Raw genomic sequence first — 22601 nt, 5'->3', positions numbered from 1 at the left:
TTTGTCTCCATCTCTGGTTTAGGCCTAATACTATTCGATAGAAAGATTGTTTATATTCAACTCATTATAGCAATCACGGTGTACTGCACACTCATGTATTGTACATACCACAACATAATCCCATATGCGCCTTTATTCAGTGAAAACTTATTAGATCATAAACCTCGTCACAATTTATTTTGGATTGTGAGCATGTTGTATTTCATTATTCCTATACTTATTTCATGCTTTATTTTATGTGAGATCTTACTGACACAATGGCGTCATCGAGAAGCACTTATTAAAAGCTTAAGCCAAACAGATCCTCTCACCAATTTATATAATCGTCGTTTTTTTAATGAAAAACTGGAATATATTCAAAAAAAACAGTCGAATTATGCCATTATCTTAATGGATATTGATCACTTTAAACTAATTAATGATCAATATGGTCATCATTTTGGCGATGAAGTACTGCAACGTGTTGCACATCTTCTTTGTACTCAAACACGAAATACAGATATCGTTGCCCGATATGGCGGTGAAGAATTTATTATTGCTTTACCTGATACTTCATTGGCCGCTGCACAAGAGATTGCCGAGCGTTGTCGTTTAATCATTCAGAATGAAATTTTAGAAACACTTGAGCACCAAAACATTCAATTCACTGCAAGTTTTGGTGTCGCTATTTCTATATATGGAGCCAATATCAACAAAGTCATTCATCTCGCTGATCAAGCTTTATATCATGCAAAACAACTCGGTAGAAACCAAGTCCAGCTTTATACGGAGCTGTACTAACAGAGTTGCAAGATTCCTATACGCCTCATTAATCCTGTTGAGTTCGGTATGGCTCTTCACATGCAACAAAAACATGTTCTGCTTTCGCCTCGGCAATCCATTGTTGTACTGCAGCTAGGTTCAATATGCTTTGCATATAGTGCTGATTCAGATCAGATACAGGAATACCATAACCTTTAAAACGCATGACCACTGGTGCAAAAAAAGCATCAACAATACTAAACTCATCACCACACAAAAAACCATTTTGACTCGGCCGTTCAGCCCATAAGGCTTCGATTCGTTTTACATCTTGTTGTAATTGCGGATTTTCCGACCAAAGCTTAGCACCTACTTCCGTCAAATCTGCATCAAGATTCATACCACATGCGTTACGTAACGCTGTAAAACTGCTATGCATTTCAGCACTCATACATCGTGCACGCGCCCTTTGCGCTACATCCTTGGGCCATAGTTGTTTTTCTGGAAACTTTTCTGCTAAATATTCACAAATTGCCAATGAATCCCAAATCAAAAGTTCGCCATCTCGCAACGCTGGAACTTTTCCTGTTGGGTTGATGGTTAATATTGTTTTTTTAAAAAGACTATCTGGCTGAAAATCATCAAACGCAATCAAATGCTCTTTGAATTGAATATCAAAATGTTTTAAAACCAGCCAAGGACGCATAGACCACGTTGAGTAATTTTTATTGCCAATGAATAAGTCCAACATCAGATCAACTCCCTCAATTTCTTCTCAATTTTTATCTTAGAATAACAATATAAGACCAATTAAATCGTTTTTATACACATATTTGCTATTCAGAATAAAACTCTTCAGCAATAAAAAAGAGCAGCTTAGCTACTCTTCTTCATCTTGTGACTTTAATTTTTACTGCTGTATTGGACTAGAATAAAAATGCAACACCAAAGCCTGCTTTATAGCTACGATCGTCACCACTTAAGTCAACACCAATACTACCATCAAACTGAGTACGATCATTTAAAGCATAGATCAAACCAGACGATAGTCCATATTCATAATCCTGACTCTCAGCTTTATGATAAATAAACTCTGAAAATCCTGACAGATTACCTGCAATTTTATAACCCACTGAAGGAATGGCGGTAATAGACCAGTCACCATCTTGCACAGCATAGTTCATCACGATTCCAGTATTCACTAAATCGTTATATTTATAATCCAAAGCCGATCCAATACTATAGATATCATCTTCTGCTGTGAAACCTTCATTACCCGTTGCAATCAAAGCTTGAGCCAAGATAGCCATAGATAATTTATCATCATCTAAATCAATGGCCTTTTTAATACCGATAGAAACATCACCCAAACCTGAGTCATCTTCTTTATCGCCTTTGTACTTGGTTTGTGTCCAAGCTGGACCTTGCCAACCCAGTTGTAACTCCATACTTGACGTCAAACCAGTACGCAATAACAGATCACCATTGAGTGTAACTGTTTTTGCCTTTGCACCATCGATCTTGGTTTCGGTATAAGCTGCACTTGGTAGACCTTGTTCCCATGCCAATTGCCCGACAGGTGTAATCCCTGTACCAAAGCCTTCTCCAGGACGATCAAAGGAAAACTCTGCCGCCATTGCACTAACACTTAGACTTGAAACAAGGGCTAGGGTTACTGTTTTTAAAATTGCCATAATCTGACTCAAAATTTATGCTAATTCTTTAGACATCTTCGCACCGCGACTACGTAGTAACTCTAAAGATTCTTTCTCTTCAGGTAAAGCCTGTGACCAATCTATTTGATCAAATTCACAATCAAAGAATAAATCACTAATCGAAGATAAGATAGTTTTTCCTTCTTCATCTTTGGTATTTGGATCAACTTTATAGTCTAATAGTTTTTGAATGGCTGGTGTACATGCCGCACTTGCTGCATCCCATAAAGGACCGTAACACTCTTCAGCATCCCACAAATAAAAGTTTGCTTTTGCTTTTATTAATTCATCTAAGATTTCCAAATGTGGCTGTAAATCTTGTACTTTTTGTTCAGCACTGAGTGGTTGTCCTGCTTCATAAGCATCACAAACTTTTTCCCACCATTTAAATAATCCATCCGACCAAATAGAAACAGCTGGACCTTTTTCAGGCTCTATAAAGTTTGGGTCAAATCCATCTGCAAGTAAACGTCGAACTTGAGCAATATCTAAATCTTCCAAAGCCTGAGCAAAAACTTGTTGCTGTGCTGATAACATATTGATCACTCTATTATATTCATATCCCCCATTATGACGAATATTTTCAAAATTACTGAAAAAAATTAATTACCCCTCATTTTTTGATCAAAACAGCATTAATTGTTATTTTCTGACAAAGTTAAACCCTTTTGTAACCACTTACTAAAATCTACATTTACAAAAAAAGCCCCGCAGGGCTCTTTTCTTAAACTTCCTCGTCAACGATTTCAGGTTGACCACCTCGAGGATTCTCTTTTTTCTCAAATACATGTTCTAAACTACGTTTTACTCGCTCTATCGCACCATGTAAGGCTAAATCAATATTTTTTGCTTTATGCGTAACGACAACAGGTTTTAATCCAGCAGCTTTTGCTTCAACCATACAGCGGATGTCATCATCGCCGCCTTTGTCCCCATTTTCATCACTTAAATGAACCGAAAACTGAGTAATACGTTCACTATGACGTTGAAATTCCTGATTTAGCTCTTCTCTCACATATGTAATCAAACGTTCACTATTTTGTATATTTTTATCTGTACGGATTTCAATGTTCATAAAATATTATCCTCACAATCTGAATCTTATTTATTGCGCAAAATGATCAATGAATTTCAATTTTGAGCATGCTTTAAGCTTGCTGTTTACACAGCTGGTCATCTTCAATGAATTGGAACGTGTCACTCCTCAATTGAATAAATGAACACCCTTTTATCTGCAGATTCGTGTTCTTATACATTCAATATCAGGCCATATTGAAAAATATGCAAGCGTATTTTTGAAATTTTTATGAAAAGAATATGAAAATTCACAAGTTGTTACTTTGTTATATAATTTTATGATTTTTATATATTTTTTTAGTTTAATTTTCACTATAATATTGCCTATAAAATTCACTTAGAATGCATTCATATCCACTGTGCTTTCCTCTTCGATTTTTACTTAAAATAAATTTTTCCTTAGAAATTCTAAATGAGAAAGTTTCTCTATCTCAACTTTTACATATTTATTTATCTTTCATCTTATTTTCACTTTATTTTTATTTAAGAATCTGTATCCTTGAAGCGCTTTCTTGGGGGGAGATTTTTCATGAAACTGACACAAATTGCTGCTATCTGTGCAATCGCTTCTACTGCAACTTTGGCTCAAGCTACACCAGTTTGGCAAGATTTTAGTATTACTGGGCTTTATGGTGAAAACTATGAATTAACACCAGATGAGAAACAATCGACAATTACTTTTGAATATGCTGCAAAGCTTCAATATGGTGATTTCTTTGCATTTGCTGACCGTACCAATAGTGATGGTCAATCAGATACTTACTTTGAAGTTTCACCGCGTCTAAGCTTAGGTGCTGTTTCTGGTAAGAAACTTGAATTGGGTCCAATTAAAGATGTGCTAATTGCAACCACTTGGGAAGGTGGCGATGACATGAACAACTACCTGTATGGTGTTGGTGTCGATTTAGCAATTCCATATTTCCAATATGCTCAATTGAATTTCTACCGTGCAAACAATGATATTCAAGAAGACGACTATCAAATGACGTTTGCTTATGGTATCCCGTTCAAATTGGCTTCGGAAGAATTCCTTGTAGACGGTTTCCTTGATTGGTCTACTGCTGAAAAAGATGAAGTTGCACATAAGAGTGAGCTTAACTGGACAACACAATGGAAATGGAATGCTGGTAAGCACATTTCTCCAAGCACTAAGCTTTACTTAGGTATTGAGCATTCTGTATGGCATAACAAATACGGCGTTCCAAATAAAGATGAGAACAACGTAAGTGCTCTAGTTAAATATCACTTCTAAGCGATATTTAAATTACCCATTTAAAAGCAAGGCTTCTGCCTTGCTTTTTTATTGCTCTAAAACATAATTCTTTTTAAAATAATCTTTCAAACTTCACTTGATCGCTTCCATGAATTTCAGACTAAGACCTGCCCAAGTATCCGATTTAGAACATATTATGCAGATTTATAACCATGAAATATCAACAGGTTTAGCGACATGGAATAGTCAACTCAAAACACTTGAAGACTATCAACAATGGTTTGTAGATTTAACCCAACAACAATTTCCAATCGTTGTTGCTGAAGAAATTTCAAGTCAAGCGATTGCTGGTTTTGCAGACTACGCAAGCTTTAGACAAATCAATGGTTATAAGCAAACAGTCGAACATTCTGTTTATATAAACCCGCAATTTGCTCGCCAAGGTTTAGGTAAGGCACTCATGCTGAAATTGATTGAACATGCCAAACAACATCATATTCATGTGATGGTTGCAGCAATTGACTATGAAAATACGGGATCAATTTATCTACATACCCAGCTTGGTTTCAAACAAACAGGCTATATGCCACAAGTTGGGCAAAAGTTTGGGCAATGGCGTGATTTGGTCTTGATGCAACTGAATTTTGATTAAATACTGATATAAAATTCGAGATGATCAAAATGAATAAAACATTACTCAAAACAATATTTTTAACAACTGGGGTTTTATTGGCTTCTCATAGTCATGCTGAATTTTCGTATGAACAAGAATTACAACAAGGCTGTGCCGAAATCAAACAATACCGTCAATCTGGTCAAAAATTTTATCAGCAAAAAAATTATAAAAAAGCTTTAGAGGCATTTCAGAATCAAGCCTCATGGTCAGCATTTTGCCTAAGCCAACAAGATGAAAGTGGTATTCAAATTTCAGAAAAAGAAGTCGATATCGCCAATAATAATGTCGGTCTCACTTATGCAAAATTAGCAAAACCTTTATGGGCGAGGGCTTGGTTTCAAATCAATGCTCAATCCAAAATCAGTCAATTTAATTTGAAACAACTTGCTGTACCAAAAATACAAACTGATTTATCAGGCGAATATGTAAATTATGCAGGCTATGGTGCATGGAACTACATGAGCGTTAAAAAGCTTAATCAAAAATATAAGATTGAATTTAATGGTGTTTATATGGGCATTCGTAGTCTTATCTATGGCCCTAATCTAGGTCAGTTTGAAACCACCATGCCACTTCATCATCAGAAAACTACAACCCAAGAATGTGCTATTGACTTGGCATTTGGTTTTAATGCTCAAGTCGGCAATTTTGTTTCCGTAAACCAAAAGCAAAACTTATCGGATTGTGGGTATTTTGGGCACAATGTTTCTGCAAATGGCATATATCAAAAAGTGGAAATTCGATAATCGAATTTGAAACATACCTCCCTTTTGTAAAGGGAGGTTCAGAAGAATTTAAAATCAAATCGCCACTAAATCCTTAATTCCCTTCTCCGGCATTTCTAAACCAAGGCCTTGAGCAACCACTTGCCCACGTGCCATGACGGTATAATGATCTGCTAGTTCTTCTGCAAAATCATAAAATTGCTCAACCAATACAATTGCCATTTCCCCCCCATCTGCCAATTTACGAATCACTCGACCAATATCTTTAATAATAGATGGCTGAATACCTTCAGTCGGTTCATCTAAAATCAAAACCTTAGGCTCTGAGGCCAAAGCACGTGCAATTGCCAATTGCTGTTGTTGACCGCCTGATAAGTCACCACCACGGCGATATTTCATTTCATCTAAGACAGGGAAGATTTCGTATAAATACTCAGGTACTTTTCGGGTTTTTGCACCTGAAAATTTTGCCATACCAATCAAAATATTTTCCTCGACAGTCAATGTTGAAAAAATATCACGGCCTTGTGGTACATAAGCCAAACCTTCACGTACGCGTTGTTCAGGACTCATTTTGGAAATGTCTTTGCCCTCCAATAAAATTTGCCCTGATTTAATCGGTAAGATGCCCATTAGACATTTTAATAATGTGGTTTTGCCGACTCCATTTCGCCCTAAAATCACAGAACATTCACCTATAGGCGCATTTAATGTCACATCACGTAGAATGTGACTGCCACCGTAAAACTGATTGACGTCTTTAACTTCTAACATGCTGTTCCCCTTAACGGCCTAAATATTTTTCTATCACATCTTCATTGGCTTGGACTTCTGCCAGTGTCCCTTCAGCAAGAATTGCACCCTGAGCAAGTACTGTTACTTTTTCACTGATGGTATCAATAAAACTCATATCGTGTTCAACCACGATTAAGGTGTGATTCTTTTTCAACTCGAGACACAATTCAGCTGTACGCTCTGTTTCTGCATCAGTCATGCCCGCAACAGGCTCATCCAATAAAATCAACTTTGGGCGCTGCATCAACAGCATGCCGATTTCAAGCCATTGCTTTTGACCATGTGACAATAATCCTGCTGGTTTTTGAACAAACTTCTGTAAGCGAATTTGTTCTAAGGACTCATCCAACGCCAATTGTGCATCGGGTGCAAGTTTGCTGAAAAAGCTCTTTTTTACCGTTTTGTCTTTTGGCGCAGCCAATAATAAATTTTCCATCACTGTAAAATTTTCAAATACAGTCGGTTTTTGAAATTTACGACCGATTCCTGCTTCAGCAATTTGTTCGGTACTCATTTTGGCTAAATCATAATTTTGTCCGAAAAAAGCTGAGCCTTGTGTAGGTCGTGTTTTACCCGTAATCACATCCATCAACGTGGTTTTTCCTGCGCCATTGGGACCAATGATGCAGCGTAATTCACCTTCTTCGATATAAAGAGACAAATCATTTAATGCTCGAAAAGAATCAAACCAGACACTGACTTTCTCTAAATACAGCGCAATACCGTGACTGAAATCAGCACCCTCTGCTTTTGGTCGACCATAACCTTCACCAATTTGCCCACCGTGTGGAGCGTTCAAGCCCAAATCTGAAAGTAGTGCTGACATTAGTGATCCTCCTTTTTAAAACGCTCAAATAATCCGATCACACCTTTAGGAAGGAAAATAGTCACGACAATAAACAATGCACCAAGGATCAACAACCATGCTTCTGGATAAGCCACAGTAAAGTAAGTTTTAACAGCATTAATTAAACCTGCACCTAAGATTGGACCAATCAAAGTACCGCGTCCGCCTGCCGCCACCCAGACCGCCATTTCAATTGAATTCACAGGATTCATTTCACTTGGATTGATAATCCCTGCTTGTGGTACATAGAGCGCGCCTGCAATACCCGCAATAACAGCCGATAAAACCCATGCCGATAACTTGTACCATAGCGTACGATAACCGAGATATTGCAACCGATTTTCACTGTCACGAATTGCTCCGAGTACGCGCCCATAAGGTCGATTCATTAAACTCCGTAAACCCATAAAGCACAGTAATAAGGCAAGTGCCGTTAAAAAGCACAATGTTGCTCGCATAGAAGCCGAGGTAATATCTAGACCTAAAATCGTTTTAAAACCCGTAAACCCATTGTTCCCACCAAAACCCGTTTCATTACGAAAGAACAATAAAGCTGCAGCAAAGGTCATGGCTTGAGTGATAATAGAAAAATAAACCCCTTTAATTTTGGAACGAAATGCAAAGAATCCGAAAATAAAAGCGATCACGCCTGGAACGAGCACCACTAAGGCCAAAGCCCAAATAAAGTGCTCAGTTCCAACCCAATACCAAGGTAATTCAGTCCAACTTAAAAAGCGCATAAAATCTGGCAATTGGTCACCTGCCGACTCACGCATTAAATACATACCAAAGGCATATCCTCCCAAGGCAAAATATAAGCCATGCCCTAAACTGAGTATGCCTGCATAGCCCCAAACTAAATCTAAAGCCAAGGCCACCAAAGCTAAACACATGATTTTCCCAATCAATGTGACCCAATATGCTGAAAGATGTAACGCAGAATCCTGTGGTAAAAGGTGAAACCAAGGCAAGATCAACATCACAGCGAAACAGGCTGCGATCGCCATTGCACTATAGGGTTTATCCGAAAGTAATGAGGTGATTTTCATAGGCTTACTCCACAAAACGACCTTTGACGGCAAATAAACCTTGTGGACGTTTTTGAATAAACAAAATCACAAGAACCAAGAGAATAATTTTAGCCAGTACCGCACCCATTCCAATTTCAAGAATCGTTCCACTTACTCCTAAACCTAATGCAGCAAGTACTGCGCCCCATACTTGACCAACGCCGCCTACAACCACCACAAGGAATGCATCGATAATATAATTCTGTCCTAAATCAGGCCCGACATTGCCCACTTGAGCCAAAGCACAACCTGCTAAACCTGCAAGTCCAGAACCCAAACCAAAAGCCATCATGTCAATGCGTGCAGAACGAATACCGACAGCACGCGCCATTTGACGATTTTGTGTTACCGCTCGAACGAATAATCCAAAACGAGTTTTATTGAGTAGATAAATAAGTAGCAAAAGTACAGCAATCGTAAAGACGATGATGGCGATACGGTTATAAGGCAGCATCAAGCTTGGTGTAATTGAAATTCCACCTGAAAGCCATGAGATATTAGAAACTTCAACATTTTGTGCACCGAAAATCATCCGAACCAATTGCATCAAAATCAGACTGACACCAAAAGTTGCCAATAAGGTTTCCAGTTGGCGACCATATAAGGGACGAATCACAGTCCGCTCTATCAGCATGCCAATCAAAGCACTCACTAAAAATGCAACAGGGATTGCAGCAATCAAATACCAATCAACATAGCCACTAAAATGTGTCTTAAAGAACCCTTGCACAACATAGGTGGTATATGCCCCTATCATGATTAACTCACCATGTGCCATGTTAATCACACCAAGCAGCCCATAAGTAATCGCTAAACCCAATGCTGCGAGCAATAAAATACTGGCTGTACTGAGCCCTGAAAATACATGCCCTGCCCATTCACTGGCTTGTAAGCGTGTTTTAATACTGCTTTTGGCATCGACCAAAGTGACTTTTAATTCTGAATTCAAATGTGGTTGTTGTAATTCTTGTTCAATCATGGCTAAAACATCAGGACGATTTGATTCTTTTAAAACTTTAACCGCTTGAATTTTTGTTAAGACATCGGGACTGTTAAAATCCATACGAGCCTTTAACTGCGCTAATTTGGCTTTTACTTTATTATTTTTTTCATCGAGATAAAGTTGATTGACAACTTTTATATCCAGTATATCCAGTTCATCTAAGTTATTTTCTAAAATATCAATTGCAGCCAAACGTTGCGATGCATCCTCTGATTGTAATTTTATTTTCGCCTGCCCAAAACTCAACGCCTTACGAAGTGTATTGACTAAAGTGACTTGATTCAGATCTGCTGGCCAATCGGTAATATTTTGATTTTGAGGATAATTAAACAGCTTGTCGCCACCTTTCATAATGTAGGTATTGCCCGAGCTATCTGTATACAATTCATCATTTTCTACATAAGCAACCAGTTTATCGAGTTCCTCAATACTGGCTGGCCACTGATTTAACATGACACGACGTTGTGCAAAATCTGCTCGTACAAATTTTTGAATCGCATCATCATTGAGATTGACCAATGCTGCCGTTTGCTCAGGCAATTGCTGATTTGTACGAGGAGATTCAGCAAAAATCTGTTGCATGAAAAAAGTTTGGAATATGATCAATACAAGTGCCGCAAAATTCAGTTTAAGAAACATCTGTAACGCCCCCTTTTTGTTTAATTTGCTGAAAAAGGCAATCATTGCCGCTGCAAAGCCTGTTGCGTACATCAGGCTTTGCAGTGCTTATTTATTATTTAGGGATATAAGGGCTCCAAGACTCAGCCTTGATCGGTTGTGGTGTTTTGTAGACCACATCGAATTGACCATCACCTCGAATTTGCCCAATCATCACAGGTTTATGTAAGTGATGATTGCTTGCATCCATGGTCAAGGTATAACCCGATGGTGCTTTAAAGGTTTGACCTGCCATTGCTTCACGAACTTTATCAACATCTGTGCTACCCGCTTTTTCTACGGCTTGCTTCCACATATTGATCCCCACATAGGTTGCTTCCATTGGGTCATTCGTCACCATTTTATTGGCATTTGGCAGTTTGTATTCCACAGCATACTGCTTCATTTTATTCACGAATTCAGTATTGACCGGATTTTTCACTGACATGAAATAATTCCATGAAGCAAGATGTCCAAGTAATGGTTTGGTATCAATACCACGTAATTCTTCTTCACCTACCGAGAAAGCCATGACAGGAATGTCTGACGCTTTAATACCTTGATTACCTAACTCACGATAGAAAGGTACGTTTGAATCTCCATTAATTGTTGAAATGACAGCTGTCTTTTTCCCAGCCGAGAATTTTTTGATATTGCCGACAATGGTTTGATAGTTACTATGACCAAATGGGGTGTACTCTTCCATAATATCTGCATCGGCAATCCCTTTAGACTTTAAAAAAGCGCGCAGAATTTTATTAGTGGTTCGAGGGTAGACATAGTCCGTACCAAGTAATACAAAACGTTGCGCCTTGCCACCTTCATCACTCATGAGGTATTCCACAGCAGGAATCGCTTGTTGGTTAGGTGCTGCACCTGTGTAGAAAATATTTTTAGACTGTTCTTGCCCTTCATACTGCACGGGATAAAACAGTAGACCATTCAACTCTTCAACTACTGGAAGCACAGATTTACGCGAGACCGATGTCCAACATCCAAAAATCACTGCAACTTTATCTTGGGTAATTAACTGACGTGTTTTTTCAGCAAATAACGGCCAATCAGACGCAGGGTCGACCACTACAGGTTCTAACTTTTTACCCATTACACCGCCTTTGGCATTAATCTCGTTAATAGCCATCAGTGCAGTGTCTTTCAATGAAGTTTCTGAAATAGCCATCGTCCCCGACAGCGAGTGCAAAATACCCACTTTAATGGTATCGCCACTCGCAACAGGCGCTTGTGCTTCATTGGTTGGTTTGGACTCCGTTTTATCAGCAGGTTTCGAACAAGCAGTTAATGCAATGCTTCCCATTATTGTTGTAGCAAGTAGTGCTTTTGAAATCATATTATTTTGGAACATCGTTTTTCTCCGAACCTTTTTAAGGCATGCTTATTTATATCTTTGTTATTCAATTTCCATGCCAATGAAATAAGCAATTGTTTTATATTAATATTTAACTATTTATCTGATTTTAATATGCATCTTGTATACAACGTTGCATACAAAATAGAACTTCACTCGTCATAATTTGGTGCATTTATAAACGATTGCTTGCACCTTTATTGCTTTATTCAGCTATTCCTCAGCCCATAAAAAAAAGCCCACACGATGCGGGCTTTGATTAATCTTTAAAATTTAAACGGCTAAATCCGCCAAATTACCTTTCTGCTCTAACCAATGTTTACGATCAGCTGAACGTTTCTTGGCAAGTAATTTATCCAAAAGCCCTGCTGTAAAATGGCTATCATCCAAATCGAGTTGAACTAAACGGCGGGTATTTGGATCCATCGTCGTTTCACGCAATTGGCTTGCATTCATCTCACCCAAACCTTTAAATCGTGTGATTTGCGGATTTTTACTTTTGACTTTCTTTAAGATAGCCTCTAACTCATCTTCATCGAGTGCGTAATAGACATCCTTGCCATCATCAATACGGAACAAAGGCGGCATCGCAACATATAAATGCCCTGCTTCTACCAAGTTTGTGAAATGCTTAACGAACAAGGCACACAGCAAGGTTGCAATGTGTAGACCATCCGAATCGGCATCGGCAAGAATACACACTTTGCCATAACGTAACTCTGAAAGATCATCACTACCTGGGTCTACACCAATCGCAATCGCAATATCATGTACTTCTTGTGAAGCAAGAACTTCGTCAGAAGAGACTTCCCAAGTATTTAGAATTTTCCCACGAATCGGCATAATCGCTTGGAAATTTTTATCTCGCGCCTGTTTAGCAGAACCGCCTGCAGAATCACCTTCGACAATAAATAATTCAGATTCATCAAGCGAATGCCCCACACAATCTGCTAATTTACCGGGTAGCGCAGGCCCTGAAACAATTTTCTTACGCTCAACTTTTTTGGCTGCTTTTAAACGACGCCCTGCTTTCGCAATCGCCAATTCAGCCAGTTGCATGGCCACATCAGAGTTTTGATTCAACCATAGCGCAAACGCATCTTTGGCAATATTTAAGACAATATTGGCCGCTTCTCGGCTAGAAAGACGCTCTTTGGTTTGTCCTGAAAACTGAGGTTCTTGGAATTTAAGAGAAAGGATATAATTAACACCATCCCAAACATCTTCAGCAGATAATTTCATATTCCGTGGCAACAAGTTACGTAACTCGCAGAACTCACGCAACGCATCTGTTACACCTGAGCGCAATCCATTCACATGCGTACCGCCTTGCGCAGTTGGAATCAGGTTGACATAACTTTCTTGGATCTGCTCACCACCATCTGCATTCCAACAAATTGCAAATTCAGCACTGGCACGGTCTGCGTCACCACTGGCTACAAAAGCAGGATCTGGAATAATTTCTCGGTCTTCCAATTCATCCATCAAATAGTCAACAAGACCATTCTCAAACTGCCATTCTATTTTTTCATCATTAATTTGATCGATATAATTAATTTGTAAGCCTGCCGCAAGAACAGCCTTGGCTTTTAAGTTATGTTTTAAGGCTTTAAGTGCAAACTTAGGTGAATCAAAATATTTTGCTTCTGGCCAAAAATGTACTGTTGTTCCTGAGGCACGTTTCGGTGCTTTACCTTCTAAAACCTCTAAAGGAGCAACGGGTTCACCACGCTCAAACGCCATCTTATACAGATTACCCTGACGTTGAACTTCAACTTCTACCCGATCAGACAATGCATTGACCACAGAAATCCCGACACCATGCAAACCACCTGAAAATTGGTAGTTATCTGTGCTGAATTTACCGCCTGCATGCAATTTAGTCAGGATAATTTCGATACCACTTTGTCCATATTCGGGGTGAATATCGACTGGCATACCGCGTCCATTGTCTTCTACAGACAAGGATCCATCTTTATAGACCGTGACCGTGATTTTATTGGCATGCCCTGCAAGTGCCTCATCGACTGCATTATCAATAACTTCTTGCGCCAAATGGTTTGGGCGAGTGGTATCGGTATACATTCCTGGACGCCGACGAACAGGATCTAAACCCGATAAAACTTCAAGTGATTGAGCCGTATATTGAGACACGTTAATGTTTTTCCTTATATTCTACGGAGTAGGATAAAAACTCCAAAATCATCGGTATTTTATCTGCAAAATCTTCCATGGCATGGTTACCATGCATTTCGGTCATGAGCAACGATGTATGTGGAGCGGTACTATAATACTGTTCCGCTTCACGATAATCCAAAACTTCATCACCTTGTTGGAGTAATACCAGTATTTTGTCTGCATCTTGCACAAACGGCACTGCCATACGTTCTAAGTGATCAAGTTGTGCATCATCTAAAGTCCATTGTTCAGTGACTTGATATGGAATTTGCTCAATTCCAAACAAATCTCGAAACAGTTGCCATGGTCGCATAGCAGGATTAATGAGAACAGCAGGAATACCATACTTTGCGACCAACTGTGTCGCATAAAATCCACCGAGACTACTCCCAACCAATACAACATCGTCAAGCTGTTCAATTAAATTCGAAATTTTATCCAAAACATCTTGCGGTTGCATATTTAAATCGGGTAAATAAACATGATGTGATAAATGACAATGGCAATAGTCATTTAGCAATTGCCCTTTTATCGATAAAGCGCTACTTTTAAAACCATGTAAGTAAATAATATTCATGTGCTTAGTTTGCTTTTATGGTCAGTACTGATTTATATTTATGTGAAATCAATCACATTTTGTTTTAATTTGTACATGACAGCATATTGTCAGACAAAAAAATTAAAACTTAAATACAATCAAGAGTATTTTAAACATTGTTCAGGACGAACAGCATAAGCCCGATTGACTAGGAATTTATACATTGATCTTGTCAAAAAATAAAGCTTTGACAAAGGATCAATCAGGATGAGGAAAATAACAATGCCAAGTTTAACCCCTTTACACGAAACCTATTGTAAGTGGGATCGTTCGCCTCCTAGTCAGGCAGACGTATTAGAAGGCTTAGCTCAATTGGTAAGTACGCCTTTGAGTGGTGTTGTTCAAGACTTTATTCTGTCCATTCAACGTGAAATGTTGTTGAGTATTTTTGGTCTAAGTAAGCAAAAAGCCAAGCGATTTCAATCACGTCCCGTGGTCGATAAACTCTATAAGATCGGTTATAACGCATTACAAAACTATGGTAGCCATTTACTCGCACCTATTTTACGAAAAACCATTGAACGTTTTCCAAATCTACATGAAAAACCACTTACCACACATATGACCTTTCTCGTCAGTGCCTTAAATGGTGTACTTGGCGATTACTTACTGGCAACTCATAATCCGTTGGCGCTTTCACCTGTTTTATATGACCATTATGGTGCATTACAGCAAGGCGATTTAGCAGGTCGTGTGGTGATTTTTACCCATGGTCTGTGCATGAATCATTTAGATTGGACCAATCGTGGGAATGGCGGTATCGGTGAAAAATTATTAGCACAACGTGATAACAACACCATGTTGTATTTTAATTACAATACGGGGCGAAGAATTTCTGCGAACGGACGCTCTTTGTCTAATCTGTTAGAAGACTTAATTCGGCGTAACCCACGCATTACCAGTATCGATTTGATTGGTCACAGTATGGGTGGCTTGGTTTCTCGTAGTGCATTATTTTACGGCAAGCAGAATATGCAACAATGGTTCCACATGGTCGAAAATCTGGTGTGTATCGGCTCACCACATCATGGTGCCGTATTAGAACGTTTAGGTTTTGCAATGCAGGACAAAATTGGCAACTTCCCAATTGTTAAAATTATCAGTCATGTGGTGAATATTCGCAGCAACGGAATTCTAGATTTACGTTTTGGTAGTGTCCGTGATGATGATTGGGAACATAATAATGCACGTATTGGTTTAGTCGATGATAATCGTAAACCAGCACCTTTACCGTCGCATATCAATACCTTCTTAATAGCAGGTACATTAGAATTTGAAAATCGTAAGAATCGTACTTTAAAAGTCATTGGTGATTACTTGGTGAGTGTGAAGAGTGCTTTAGGCGAACACCCTAATCCACGTTTCCAATTGAAATTACCTGAATCACATAAAGCTGTTTTCTATGGACTGAATCATTTTGATATTCAGTATCATCCTGATGTTGCCGAACAGATTGCTAAATGGTTTTATCCACACCATGATGAAATTGCCGAAGAACAGATTCGTAAATATTTGATTAAATTAGAGAGTATGCGAGGTATTGTGGAAACTTAATAGCTTTTCACAAGCTGGCTTTATGTTTGGTTTTGAATGCTGATCATGTTAAGCCGTTTTAATCCTCCCCCTTGCGGAGCATACTCCTCACCTTTGATAAAGGAGGGGGGTATCCAGAATCTAAAATTATTTTAAATTCTCAATAATTCCCCTCTTTTTCCTTGCGCCATAAATGGCTCAGGGTTAGGGGAGATTCTTAGATGAGTAACTACTAAATTAGTTTTAGCTGATCAGCATTAAATGAATACTGGCTCTTTTTTGACAATAACAGATTATTTTGGATATTTTCTAAATAATTGCCAAAGGCTAATCAAGGCAAGTACCGTAAAGAAAAGGAATGACCATACAGGTAAAGACTGCCCCAAGAACGTCCAATCGACCATTGCACATTCACCAGAACCTTTTAAAACATTTTCGAATACTGCTTTCAAAGGCAAAGTATCAACCCAGTAATCTAAACCCGGCCCACAACTTGGTACTTGGTCTTTGGGTAGATTTTGCAACCATACATGACGTGCAGCCACACCGACAGACCAGCTAATCGCAACGAACCCTAAAAATGCATAAATTCGTTTAAACGCATTACTTTTAGGATGATGTAAGAATGCAATCAGTGAAACTGTCCCTAGACCAATTAAACCAATCCGTTGAAAAACACATAACGGACACGGCTCAAGCCCCTGAACATGCTCCAGATACAGCGCAAATGCCATCCCAATTACACTTGCTAAAAACAAAAAACCTCTCACGAAGCGATAACTACGCCATTGCATGGAATTTCCTCTAAATTTTTATCTTTGATTATCTAAACTTAGCAAGATATTCGTCAAAACTAATATCTTTTTCTTGCTCAAGTTGCTGTTGGTTTTGCAGTGAAGTCTGCGCAAGTTGCTCAAAATACGCTAAAGTCTCAGCACTTAATACATGTTGTTCGTAAAAATCAAGATGTTGGTTCGCCATAAAACTACCAAAGTTCCATGTTCCACCTTGTTGCATAGTGTCTTCAATGACTTGCGCAGACAGCGTTTCATCTACATCATCAATACGTTTTTGCATTTCAAGTAGTGCTTTACCGTACAAATCAGTCGCGTAACTTTGATTCAAAATATCGGCCAAAGGTTGCATCGCTGTGACATGTTGTTGAATCCATTCATTTAATGGATATTCCTGCCCTTCTTCTCGAATTTTCGCATTTGGGGCACGACCACGATTCACCACTTCAGCTTGATTTAACTCAATCACGTCTTGTTCAGCATCTAAAAGCTCAGGACTGTCTTTGAGTAAGCAATACAATGCTAAAACTTCCAAGAAGCCTGCCGTGTCTTCATTAATCCCAATTGCACTATATGGGTTCACATCTACAGCACGTAATTCCACATAGCCAATACCACGATTTGCCAAAGCTTGAGATGGTGTCTCACCTGCTTGCGGCACTTGTTTAGGACGGACTAGGCTGTAATATTCATTTTCAATTTGTAATACGTGATCATTGATTTGAATCGGTTCAGCATTCTCATCATTTAAACCTAAATGGCTAAACTGGGCATAAGGGGTGTTGACTGCTTTTTGCAGTTCAGCAACATAGCCTTCTAGGTTGTTATAATGAATCCCGAGTTGTTTTTGCGCAGAGTTTTGATAACCAAAACGTCCCATACGCAATGCTGTTGCATAAGGTAAAAATAACGTTCCCTTGATCAAAGGTAATAACTGATGCTCACGCCCTGTCATAAAACATTTACAAACAGATGGACTTGAACCGACCAAATACATGACCAAAGGAGTCAAACGAATAAAGTTACGAACCAGTCCTAAATAACGATGACTACGATAGTCTTGTAAACTTAATTTTTTTAAAGCTTCATCTGTTTCATGTTGCTGTAATTGTTCAAATAAATGATCTGGAAAAGACACATTATAATGCACACCTGAAATGGTTTGCATACGGCGACCATAACGGATCCCTAAACCATGACGATATAAGGTTTTAAATTTACCTATATTAGAACTGCCATATTGTGCTAAACGGATATTTTCTTCTTGATCGTCCAACATACATGGCATAGATAACGGCCATAATTTTTCATCATTTTCTAAACGACCATGCACCACAGCGTGAATATCTGTTAAAAAATTTAACGCCTCTGGAATACTCTCTTTGGGTGGCGTAATAAACTCCATCAACGCTTCAGAATAATCTGTTGTAATATGCGGATGTGTTAAAGCTGAACCCAAACTACGCGGATGATCTGCTTGAGATAAAAAACCATTGCTTTGCATACGCAAGCTTTCACGCTCAATGCCACGTAACATACCCTTGAATAAGGTAGAATCCACCCAACTTGGTAAAATAGATTGGGAAATCACTTCGGGTTGACTCATTACTTACTCGCTTATCTTAAAGAACTTTTTAAAATAAAATATTTTTGATGCGCGCAGTATAACGTGAATTATCGATATACATGTATATCTAGAATACTTTTGAGTTGATAATTCGTCTTATTTCAGACATTTTTTATCACAAATACATGCTACAAGATATTTAAAATTTGTGCTTTTATAGAAAAAAACTTGCTAATCAATTGTAAATATTATGAATTATCAAACTGTTCTCGATTTTTGGTTTAATCCTGAAACTCAACCCTTTTGGTTTGCTAAAAGTGATGCCTTTGATCAAAAATTGCATCAGCAATTCGCAAATACTCTTGAGCAAGCACGTCAATGTGAGCTTTGGACATGGCGTGAAAATGCACAAGGTCGACTTGCTGAAATTATTGTTTTAGATCAGTTTTCTCGTAATATTTATCGAGATCAAATTGCTTCTTTTTCACAAGATCCTTTGGCACTTGCTTTGGCGCAGGAAGCGATTCGCTTAGAAATGGATAAAGACTTACGCCCTGAACAGCGCTCTTTCTTATATATGCCATTTATGCATAGCGAATCTAAACTCATTCATGAGCAAGCATTAACATTATTTGAAGCACTGGCTAATCCGATTAACTTAGATTTTGAGAAAAAGCACAAAGTAATTATCGATCGTTTCGGACGATATCCTCATCGGAATACTATTTTAGGGCGTGAATCGACCACAGAAGAAATTGAATTTTTAAAACAACCAAATAGTCATTTTTAATGCACAAATTGATGTATATTCAATACCTTAATTTTAATGTTTTTGATTAAAATTTGATGATGAAAAATTAATAAATATCAATCACATGAATTGTCTATTTGTTATAGATGGATTATTCATGTGAATTTACAAAAAGATCATATATCAGACAAAATTGCTCAGATATGCTTTGTGAACAATATCAACAAGGACAGAAAAAATATGGCTCAGCCTACAATTGTATTAGTTCACGGATTCTGGGGTAATTCCCTTCACTGGCAACATGTGATTCCACTATTAGTTAAGCAAAATTATCAAGTTAAGGCGGTTGAAGTTCCTTTAACATCTCTCGCGGATGACGTTGAACGAACGAAGAAAATGATTAATCAAATCGAAGGTCCAGTGTTATTGGTGGGTCACTCGTATGGTGGCGCTGTGATTACAGAAGCGGGGAATAACGATAAAGTCGCAGGCTTAGTATATATCGCTGCTTTTGCACCAGATACAGGTGAAAGCCCAGGCATGATTACTCAACAGCATTTACCTGTTGCTGCTGCGAATTTAGCACCAGATAGTGACGGTTACTTATGGGTTGTTGCAGACAAATACCATGAAAGTTTCTGCCAAGATTTGGGTGCCGATGAAGCTATAGCACTTGCAGTTGCTCAAAAAGCACCGCTTGCAAGCACATTTGGCGACAACATCACCACACCTGCGTGGAAAACCAAACCATGTTGGTACCAAATCTCAACTCAAGATCGTATGATTGCGCCTGAAAATCAACGAAACATGTCTGCAAGAATGAATCCTAAAGAAATCATTGAACTTGATGCAAGCCATGCTTCTCTTGCTTCTAGACCAAAAGAAATCGCTGACTTTATTATTAAGGCAGCATCATCATTATAATCATGACTGATCACTTAAATATTGGCTTTCAAACCGCATGAGTCAATACAAAAGTGGGTTGAATCATTGAAGATATAGCAGAAATGGGAGTGAACAAGCTCCCATTTTTTTTGCATTAAACTGTTTAAAACAACAAACCCACTTAAAACAATTTTTTATTTTATCAATCACTTTTGTTGTCAGCTTATCCTTCGTGCTACTCGTCTACTGAGTTTTTCAATACGATATTTGGGAGATCTCTACAGATTTTTAACGCGAGACCTGCTACACACCTTTTTACTTTTACAATAGAACGAATTAACAAAAATCTTCTTGAAATTCATTATAAATCCCTCATTTTAAAGCAATATAGAAGATTAAATGACTGGTCCATCTGAAAGAGTGGAAAGGAGCGACATATGAAAAAAACACTCATCGGTCTGACTATGGTGGCAGTACTCACAATGACGGGTTGTGCAATGTCACCAAGTAAGCCTCGAACCTTTGATCAGCTTGGACAATACTCAACCGTGCCACTCAATGACCACAGTTATCGTGTCAGTTTTCGTGCTAAAAGTGATATGAGTTTTGGAACCGCTGAAGAAATTGCCCTACTTAAATCTGCACAAACAGCAGTATTGAATGGATTCCAATTTTTTAAAGTGCTGGATGATCCAAGTAATCGCAATCAACCGCCACGCAAAGCAGTGGTTTATCCAACCCCGATGTATCCACCTTATGGTTATGGATATCGACGCTTAGGCGGATTCTACGACCCATTTTATGATATTCCGCAAGTGGTAACCGTTGATCCTATTCAAGTGGCCTATAGTATTGAATGTTATAAAGATAAAAAATCCGCCCCTAACGATGCCTTTGACGCTCGTCTGATTTTACAATCTTTAGGACAAAAATACGGTGTTAGTCCGACAGGACAAGTGCTTCAACCCCAACCTGTTGCGGTAACATCTTCTAAATAATTATTTTTAGGCATATGAATGGGCGAAATAGAACAACACAGTATCCCAAGCTTGGATCGTAGTAAACGCTTTGCAACCATCGCTTTAATCGTTGCCGTGGTTGCTTGGATCATTCTCATCATCACCGCCAAACTGATGCCTGAATATGCATGGTTCATTCATATCCTCATGCTCGGTGCAGAGGCAGGTGTCGTCGGTGGCCTAGCAGACTGGTATGCGATTACTGTTCTATTTCGCAACCCATTTGGGAAAATTCCAATTCCCAAGTTTTTACGTGATCACACTGAAATCATCCCTCGAAATAAAGCGCGTATTGCCGAATCTATGGGGAAATTTGTTCAGGAAAATTTTCTATCTCCACAAGTTGTAGAGAATAGTTTAAAAAGTACCGATCTCAGTTTGGCGGTAGGTCAGTGGCTTGCTAATCCACACAATAATGGTCAAGTGGTAGACGTTATTCAACAAACTGTACCTAAAATATTTGAATTTGTGGGACAAGAACAGATTGGGCGCTTTATTCAAAACAACAGTGTGCAATGGGTTCGCAATACCAGAATCAACAATCTCGCCAGTGAAATGTTGCGTGCGGTTTTGGAAAATGATTTCCACCAAGACGTATTGCAGCGTGGCTTAGACTTAGCACATGAATGGATGATGACGCATCCAGACAAAACGCGTGAACTCACTCAAACCTTGTTTAAAGAGCTTGGGGTTTCTCGTCTCGCTAAAGGTGCAAGTTGGATTGGAATCGATGTTGAGCAACGTACTATTGATTCTGTGATTGAAAAAGTTGAATCCATGTTGGCTGATCAGGAGCATCCAATCCGCCAAAAAATTGAAGAAGCCGCCCATCAAGTGATGATGGAACTCTCCGATAATCACAGTACAACTAGTATTCGTTTAAATGAGACCAAGAATGCGCTTTTAGACAGCCCTTCTGTGTTGAACTTTATCACAGGTGCTGTGGTTATTTTATGTGATGCAATTAAGTCTGATTTGATGAAAGCGGATTCAGGTATTGCCATGAATCTACGTGTTGCAATCCAGCAAGTAGGTGAAAACTTAATTCAAAATCAATCTGTTCGTGATTTATTGAATGATCGAATGAGTGGTATTGCAGTAGATCTAAGTGATCAATACAGTGAAAAAGTGATTCGTTTTATCAGCCAGCGTATCCATGAATGGGATTCGACTGAAATGATTGCGAAGATTGAAAATGAGGTCGGTGGTGATTTACACATGATTCGTGTCAATGGTGTGGTGGTCGGTGCTTTTATTGGTCTAACGCTTGGTGTGATTCGTGCTGTGATTGATTTTGTGATTTGAGAATAAAATAAACTGGCTTAAATCTTCAATAAGAGATATCTCATCACTTAAAAGAATCCAAGAAAATCAAATATTAGAGATCAGTT

Annotated in this window: 22 protein-coding genes; 9 read left to right on the top strand and 13 right to left on the bottom strand. The window is 38.6% G+C overall.

Annotated elements, in window-relative coordinates:
* Positions 1 to 192 precede the first annotated feature (192 nt).
* Positions 193 to 780 carry a GGDEF domain-containing protein gene (locus ACY45D_RS00780; protein WP_463108028.1) on the top strand — a complete coding sequence of 196 codons (588 nt, stop codon included), beginning with the start codon at positions 193 to 195 and terminating at the stop codon, positions 778 to 780.
* 28 nt (positions 781 to 808) lie between these two features.
* On the opposite strand, the gene ACY45D_RS00775 is transcribed toward ACY45D_RS00780, so the two are convergent.
* From ACY45D_RS00775 to ACY45D_RS00760, 4 genes are all read right to left on the bottom strand, one after another.
* Positions 809 to 1492, bottom strand: coding sequence for a glutathione S-transferase family protein (locus ACY45D_RS00775; protein WP_463108027.1), 684 nt, complete (start codon positions 1490 to 1492; stop codon positions 809 to 811).
* 175 nt (positions 1493 to 1667) lie between these two features.
* The gene (locus tag ACY45D_RS00770) at positions 1668 to 2435 is read right to left on the bottom strand and encodes a transporter (protein ID WP_463108026.1); all 768 of its coding nucleotides are present in this window, start codon (positions 2433 to 2435) and stop codon (positions 1668 to 1670) included.
* Between the two features lie 15 nt (positions 2436 to 2450).
* Positions 2451 to 2993, bottom strand: a complete 543-nt coding sequence (locus ACY45D_RS00765; RefSeq protein ID WP_463108025.1) for an ankyrin repeat domain-containing protein — start codon at positions 2991 to 2993, stop codon at positions 2451 to 2453.
* Positions 2994 to 3180: 187 nt separating this feature from the next.
* Positions 3181 to 3531: an HPF/RaiA family ribosome-associated protein gene (locus ACY45D_RS00760; protein ID WP_120383496.1), complete on the bottom strand. Its 351-nt coding sequence runs from the start codon at positions 3529 to 3531 to the stop codon at positions 3181 to 3183.
* 531 nt (positions 3532 to 4062) lie between these two features.
* Here ACY45D_RS00760 and ACY45D_RS00755 point away from each other — a divergent pair.
* From ACY45D_RS00755 to ACY45D_RS00745, 3 genes are all read left to right on the top strand, one after another.
* Positions 4063 to 4785, top strand: a complete 723-nt coding sequence (locus ACY45D_RS00755; RefSeq protein ID WP_463108024.1) for an outer membrane protein OmpK — start codon at positions 4063 to 4065, stop codon at positions 4783 to 4785.
* Positions 4786 to 4894: 109 nt separating this feature from the next.
* The gene (locus ACY45D_RS00750; RefSeq protein ID WP_463108023.1) at positions 4895 to 5398 is read left to right on the top strand and encodes an N-acetyltransferase family protein; all 504 of its coding nucleotides are present in this window, start codon (positions 4895 to 4897) and stop codon (positions 5396 to 5398) included.
* Between the two features lie 29 nt (positions 5399 to 5427).
* Entirely contained in the window at positions 5428 to 6168 is a 741-nt protein-coding gene (locus ACY45D_RS00745; protein ID WP_463108022.1) for a hypothetical protein, read from the top strand.
* Positions 6169 to 6222: 54 nt separating this feature from the next.
* On the opposite strand, the gene urtE is transcribed toward ACY45D_RS00745, so the two are convergent.
* From urtE to ACY45D_RS00710, 7 genes are all read right to left on the bottom strand, one after another.
* The gene (urtE, locus tag ACY45D_RS00740; protein WP_463108021.1) at positions 6223 to 6921 is read right to left on the bottom strand and encodes an urea ABC transporter ATP-binding subunit UrtE; all 699 of its coding nucleotides are present in this window, start codon (positions 6919 to 6921) and stop codon (positions 6223 to 6225) included.
* Between the two features lie 10 nt (positions 6922 to 6931).
* On the bottom strand, positions 6932 to 7768 hold the full coding sequence (gene urtD / locus ACY45D_RS00735; RefSeq protein WP_463108020.1) for an urea ABC transporter ATP-binding protein UrtD: 837 nt from the start codon (positions 7766 to 7768) through the stop codon (positions 6932 to 6934).
* The gene (gene urtC, locus ACY45D_RS00730) at positions 7768 to 8838 is read right to left on the bottom strand and encodes an urea ABC transporter permease subunit UrtC (RefSeq protein WP_463108019.1); all 1071 of its coding nucleotides are present in this window, start codon (positions 8836 to 8838) and stop codon (positions 7768 to 7770) included. Before urtC ends, urtD begins: the two co-directional genes overlap by 1 nt.
* A 4-nt stretch (positions 8839 to 8842) precedes the next feature.
* The gene (gene urtB / locus ACY45D_RS00725; protein WP_463108018.1) at positions 8843 to 10501 is read right to left on the bottom strand and encodes an urea ABC transporter permease subunit UrtB; all 1659 of its coding nucleotides are present in this window, start codon (positions 10499 to 10501) and stop codon (positions 8843 to 8845) included.
* 94 nt (positions 10502 to 10595) lie between these two features.
* Positions 10596 to 11867 (bottom strand): urea ABC transporter substrate-binding protein, encoded by a 1272-nt coding sequence (gene urtA, locus ACY45D_RS00720; RefSeq protein ID WP_463109390.1) that lies wholly within the window; start codon positions 11865 to 11867, stop codon positions 10596 to 10598.
* 291 nt (positions 11868 to 12158) lie between these two features.
* Positions 12159 to 14039, bottom strand: a complete 1881-nt coding sequence (gene parE / locus ACY45D_RS00715) for a DNA topoisomerase IV subunit B (protein WP_463108017.1) — start codon at positions 14037 to 14039, stop codon at positions 12159 to 12161.
* A gap of 1 nt (position 14040) precedes the next feature.
* Positions 14041 to 14640 carry a YqiA/YcfP family alpha/beta fold hydrolase gene (locus tag ACY45D_RS00710; RefSeq protein ID WP_463108016.1) on the bottom strand — a complete coding sequence of 200 codons (600 nt, stop codon included), beginning with the start codon at positions 14638 to 14640 and terminating at the stop codon, positions 14041 to 14043.
* Between the two features lie 243 nt (positions 14641 to 14883).
* Between ACY45D_RS00710 and ACY45D_RS00705 the strand changes: the two genes are divergently transcribed.
* Entirely contained in the window at positions 14884 to 16215 is a 1332-nt protein-coding gene (locus tag ACY45D_RS00705) for a PGAP1-like alpha/beta domain-containing protein (RefSeq protein ID WP_463108015.1), read from the top strand.
* Positions 16216 to 16487: 272 nt separating this feature from the next.
* Here ACY45D_RS00705 and ACY45D_RS00700 read toward each other — a convergent pair whose 3' ends face one another.
* Positions 16488 to 16988, bottom strand: coding sequence for a disulfide bond formation protein B (locus ACY45D_RS00700; protein ID WP_463108014.1), 501 nt, complete (start codon positions 16986 to 16988; stop codon positions 16488 to 16490).
* Between the two features lie 28 nt (positions 16989 to 17016).
* On the bottom strand, positions 17017 to 18594 hold the full coding sequence (gene gshA, locus ACY45D_RS00695; protein WP_463108013.1) for a glutamate--cysteine ligase: 1578 nt from the start codon (positions 18592 to 18594) through the stop codon (positions 17017 to 17019).
* A gap of 211 nt (positions 18595 to 18805) precedes the next feature.
* Between gshA and ACY45D_RS00690 the strand changes: the two genes are divergently transcribed.
* From ACY45D_RS00690 to ACY45D_RS00675, 4 genes are all read left to right on the top strand, one after another.
* Complete coding sequence (locus ACY45D_RS00690) at positions 18806 to 19345, top strand: DUF924 family protein (protein WP_463108012.1); 540 nt, start codon at positions 18806 to 18808, stop codon at positions 19343 to 19345.
* Between the two features lie 201 nt (positions 19346 to 19546).
* Positions 19547 to 20230: an alpha/beta hydrolase gene (locus tag ACY45D_RS00685; RefSeq protein WP_463108011.1), complete on the top strand. Its 684-nt coding sequence runs from the start codon at positions 19547 to 19549 to the stop codon at positions 20228 to 20230.
* Between the two features lie 398 nt (positions 20231 to 20628).
* Positions 20629 to 21189: a CC0125/CC1285 family lipoprotein gene (locus ACY45D_RS00680; protein WP_463108010.1), complete on the top strand. Its 561-nt coding sequence runs from the start codon at positions 20629 to 20631 to the stop codon at positions 21187 to 21189.
* An 18-nt stretch (positions 21190 to 21207) separates the two neighbouring features.
* Entirely contained in the window at positions 21208 to 22515 is a 1308-nt protein-coding gene (locus tag ACY45D_RS00675; RefSeq protein WP_463108009.1) for a DUF445 domain-containing protein, read from the top strand.
* Positions 22516 to 22601: the final 86 nt, after the last annotated feature.

The organism is Acinetobacter sp. BZX-2, assembly GCF_055179795.1.
Note: the sequence above shows the minus strand (reverse complement) of the source record. Positions and strands in the feature narration are given on the sequence as shown.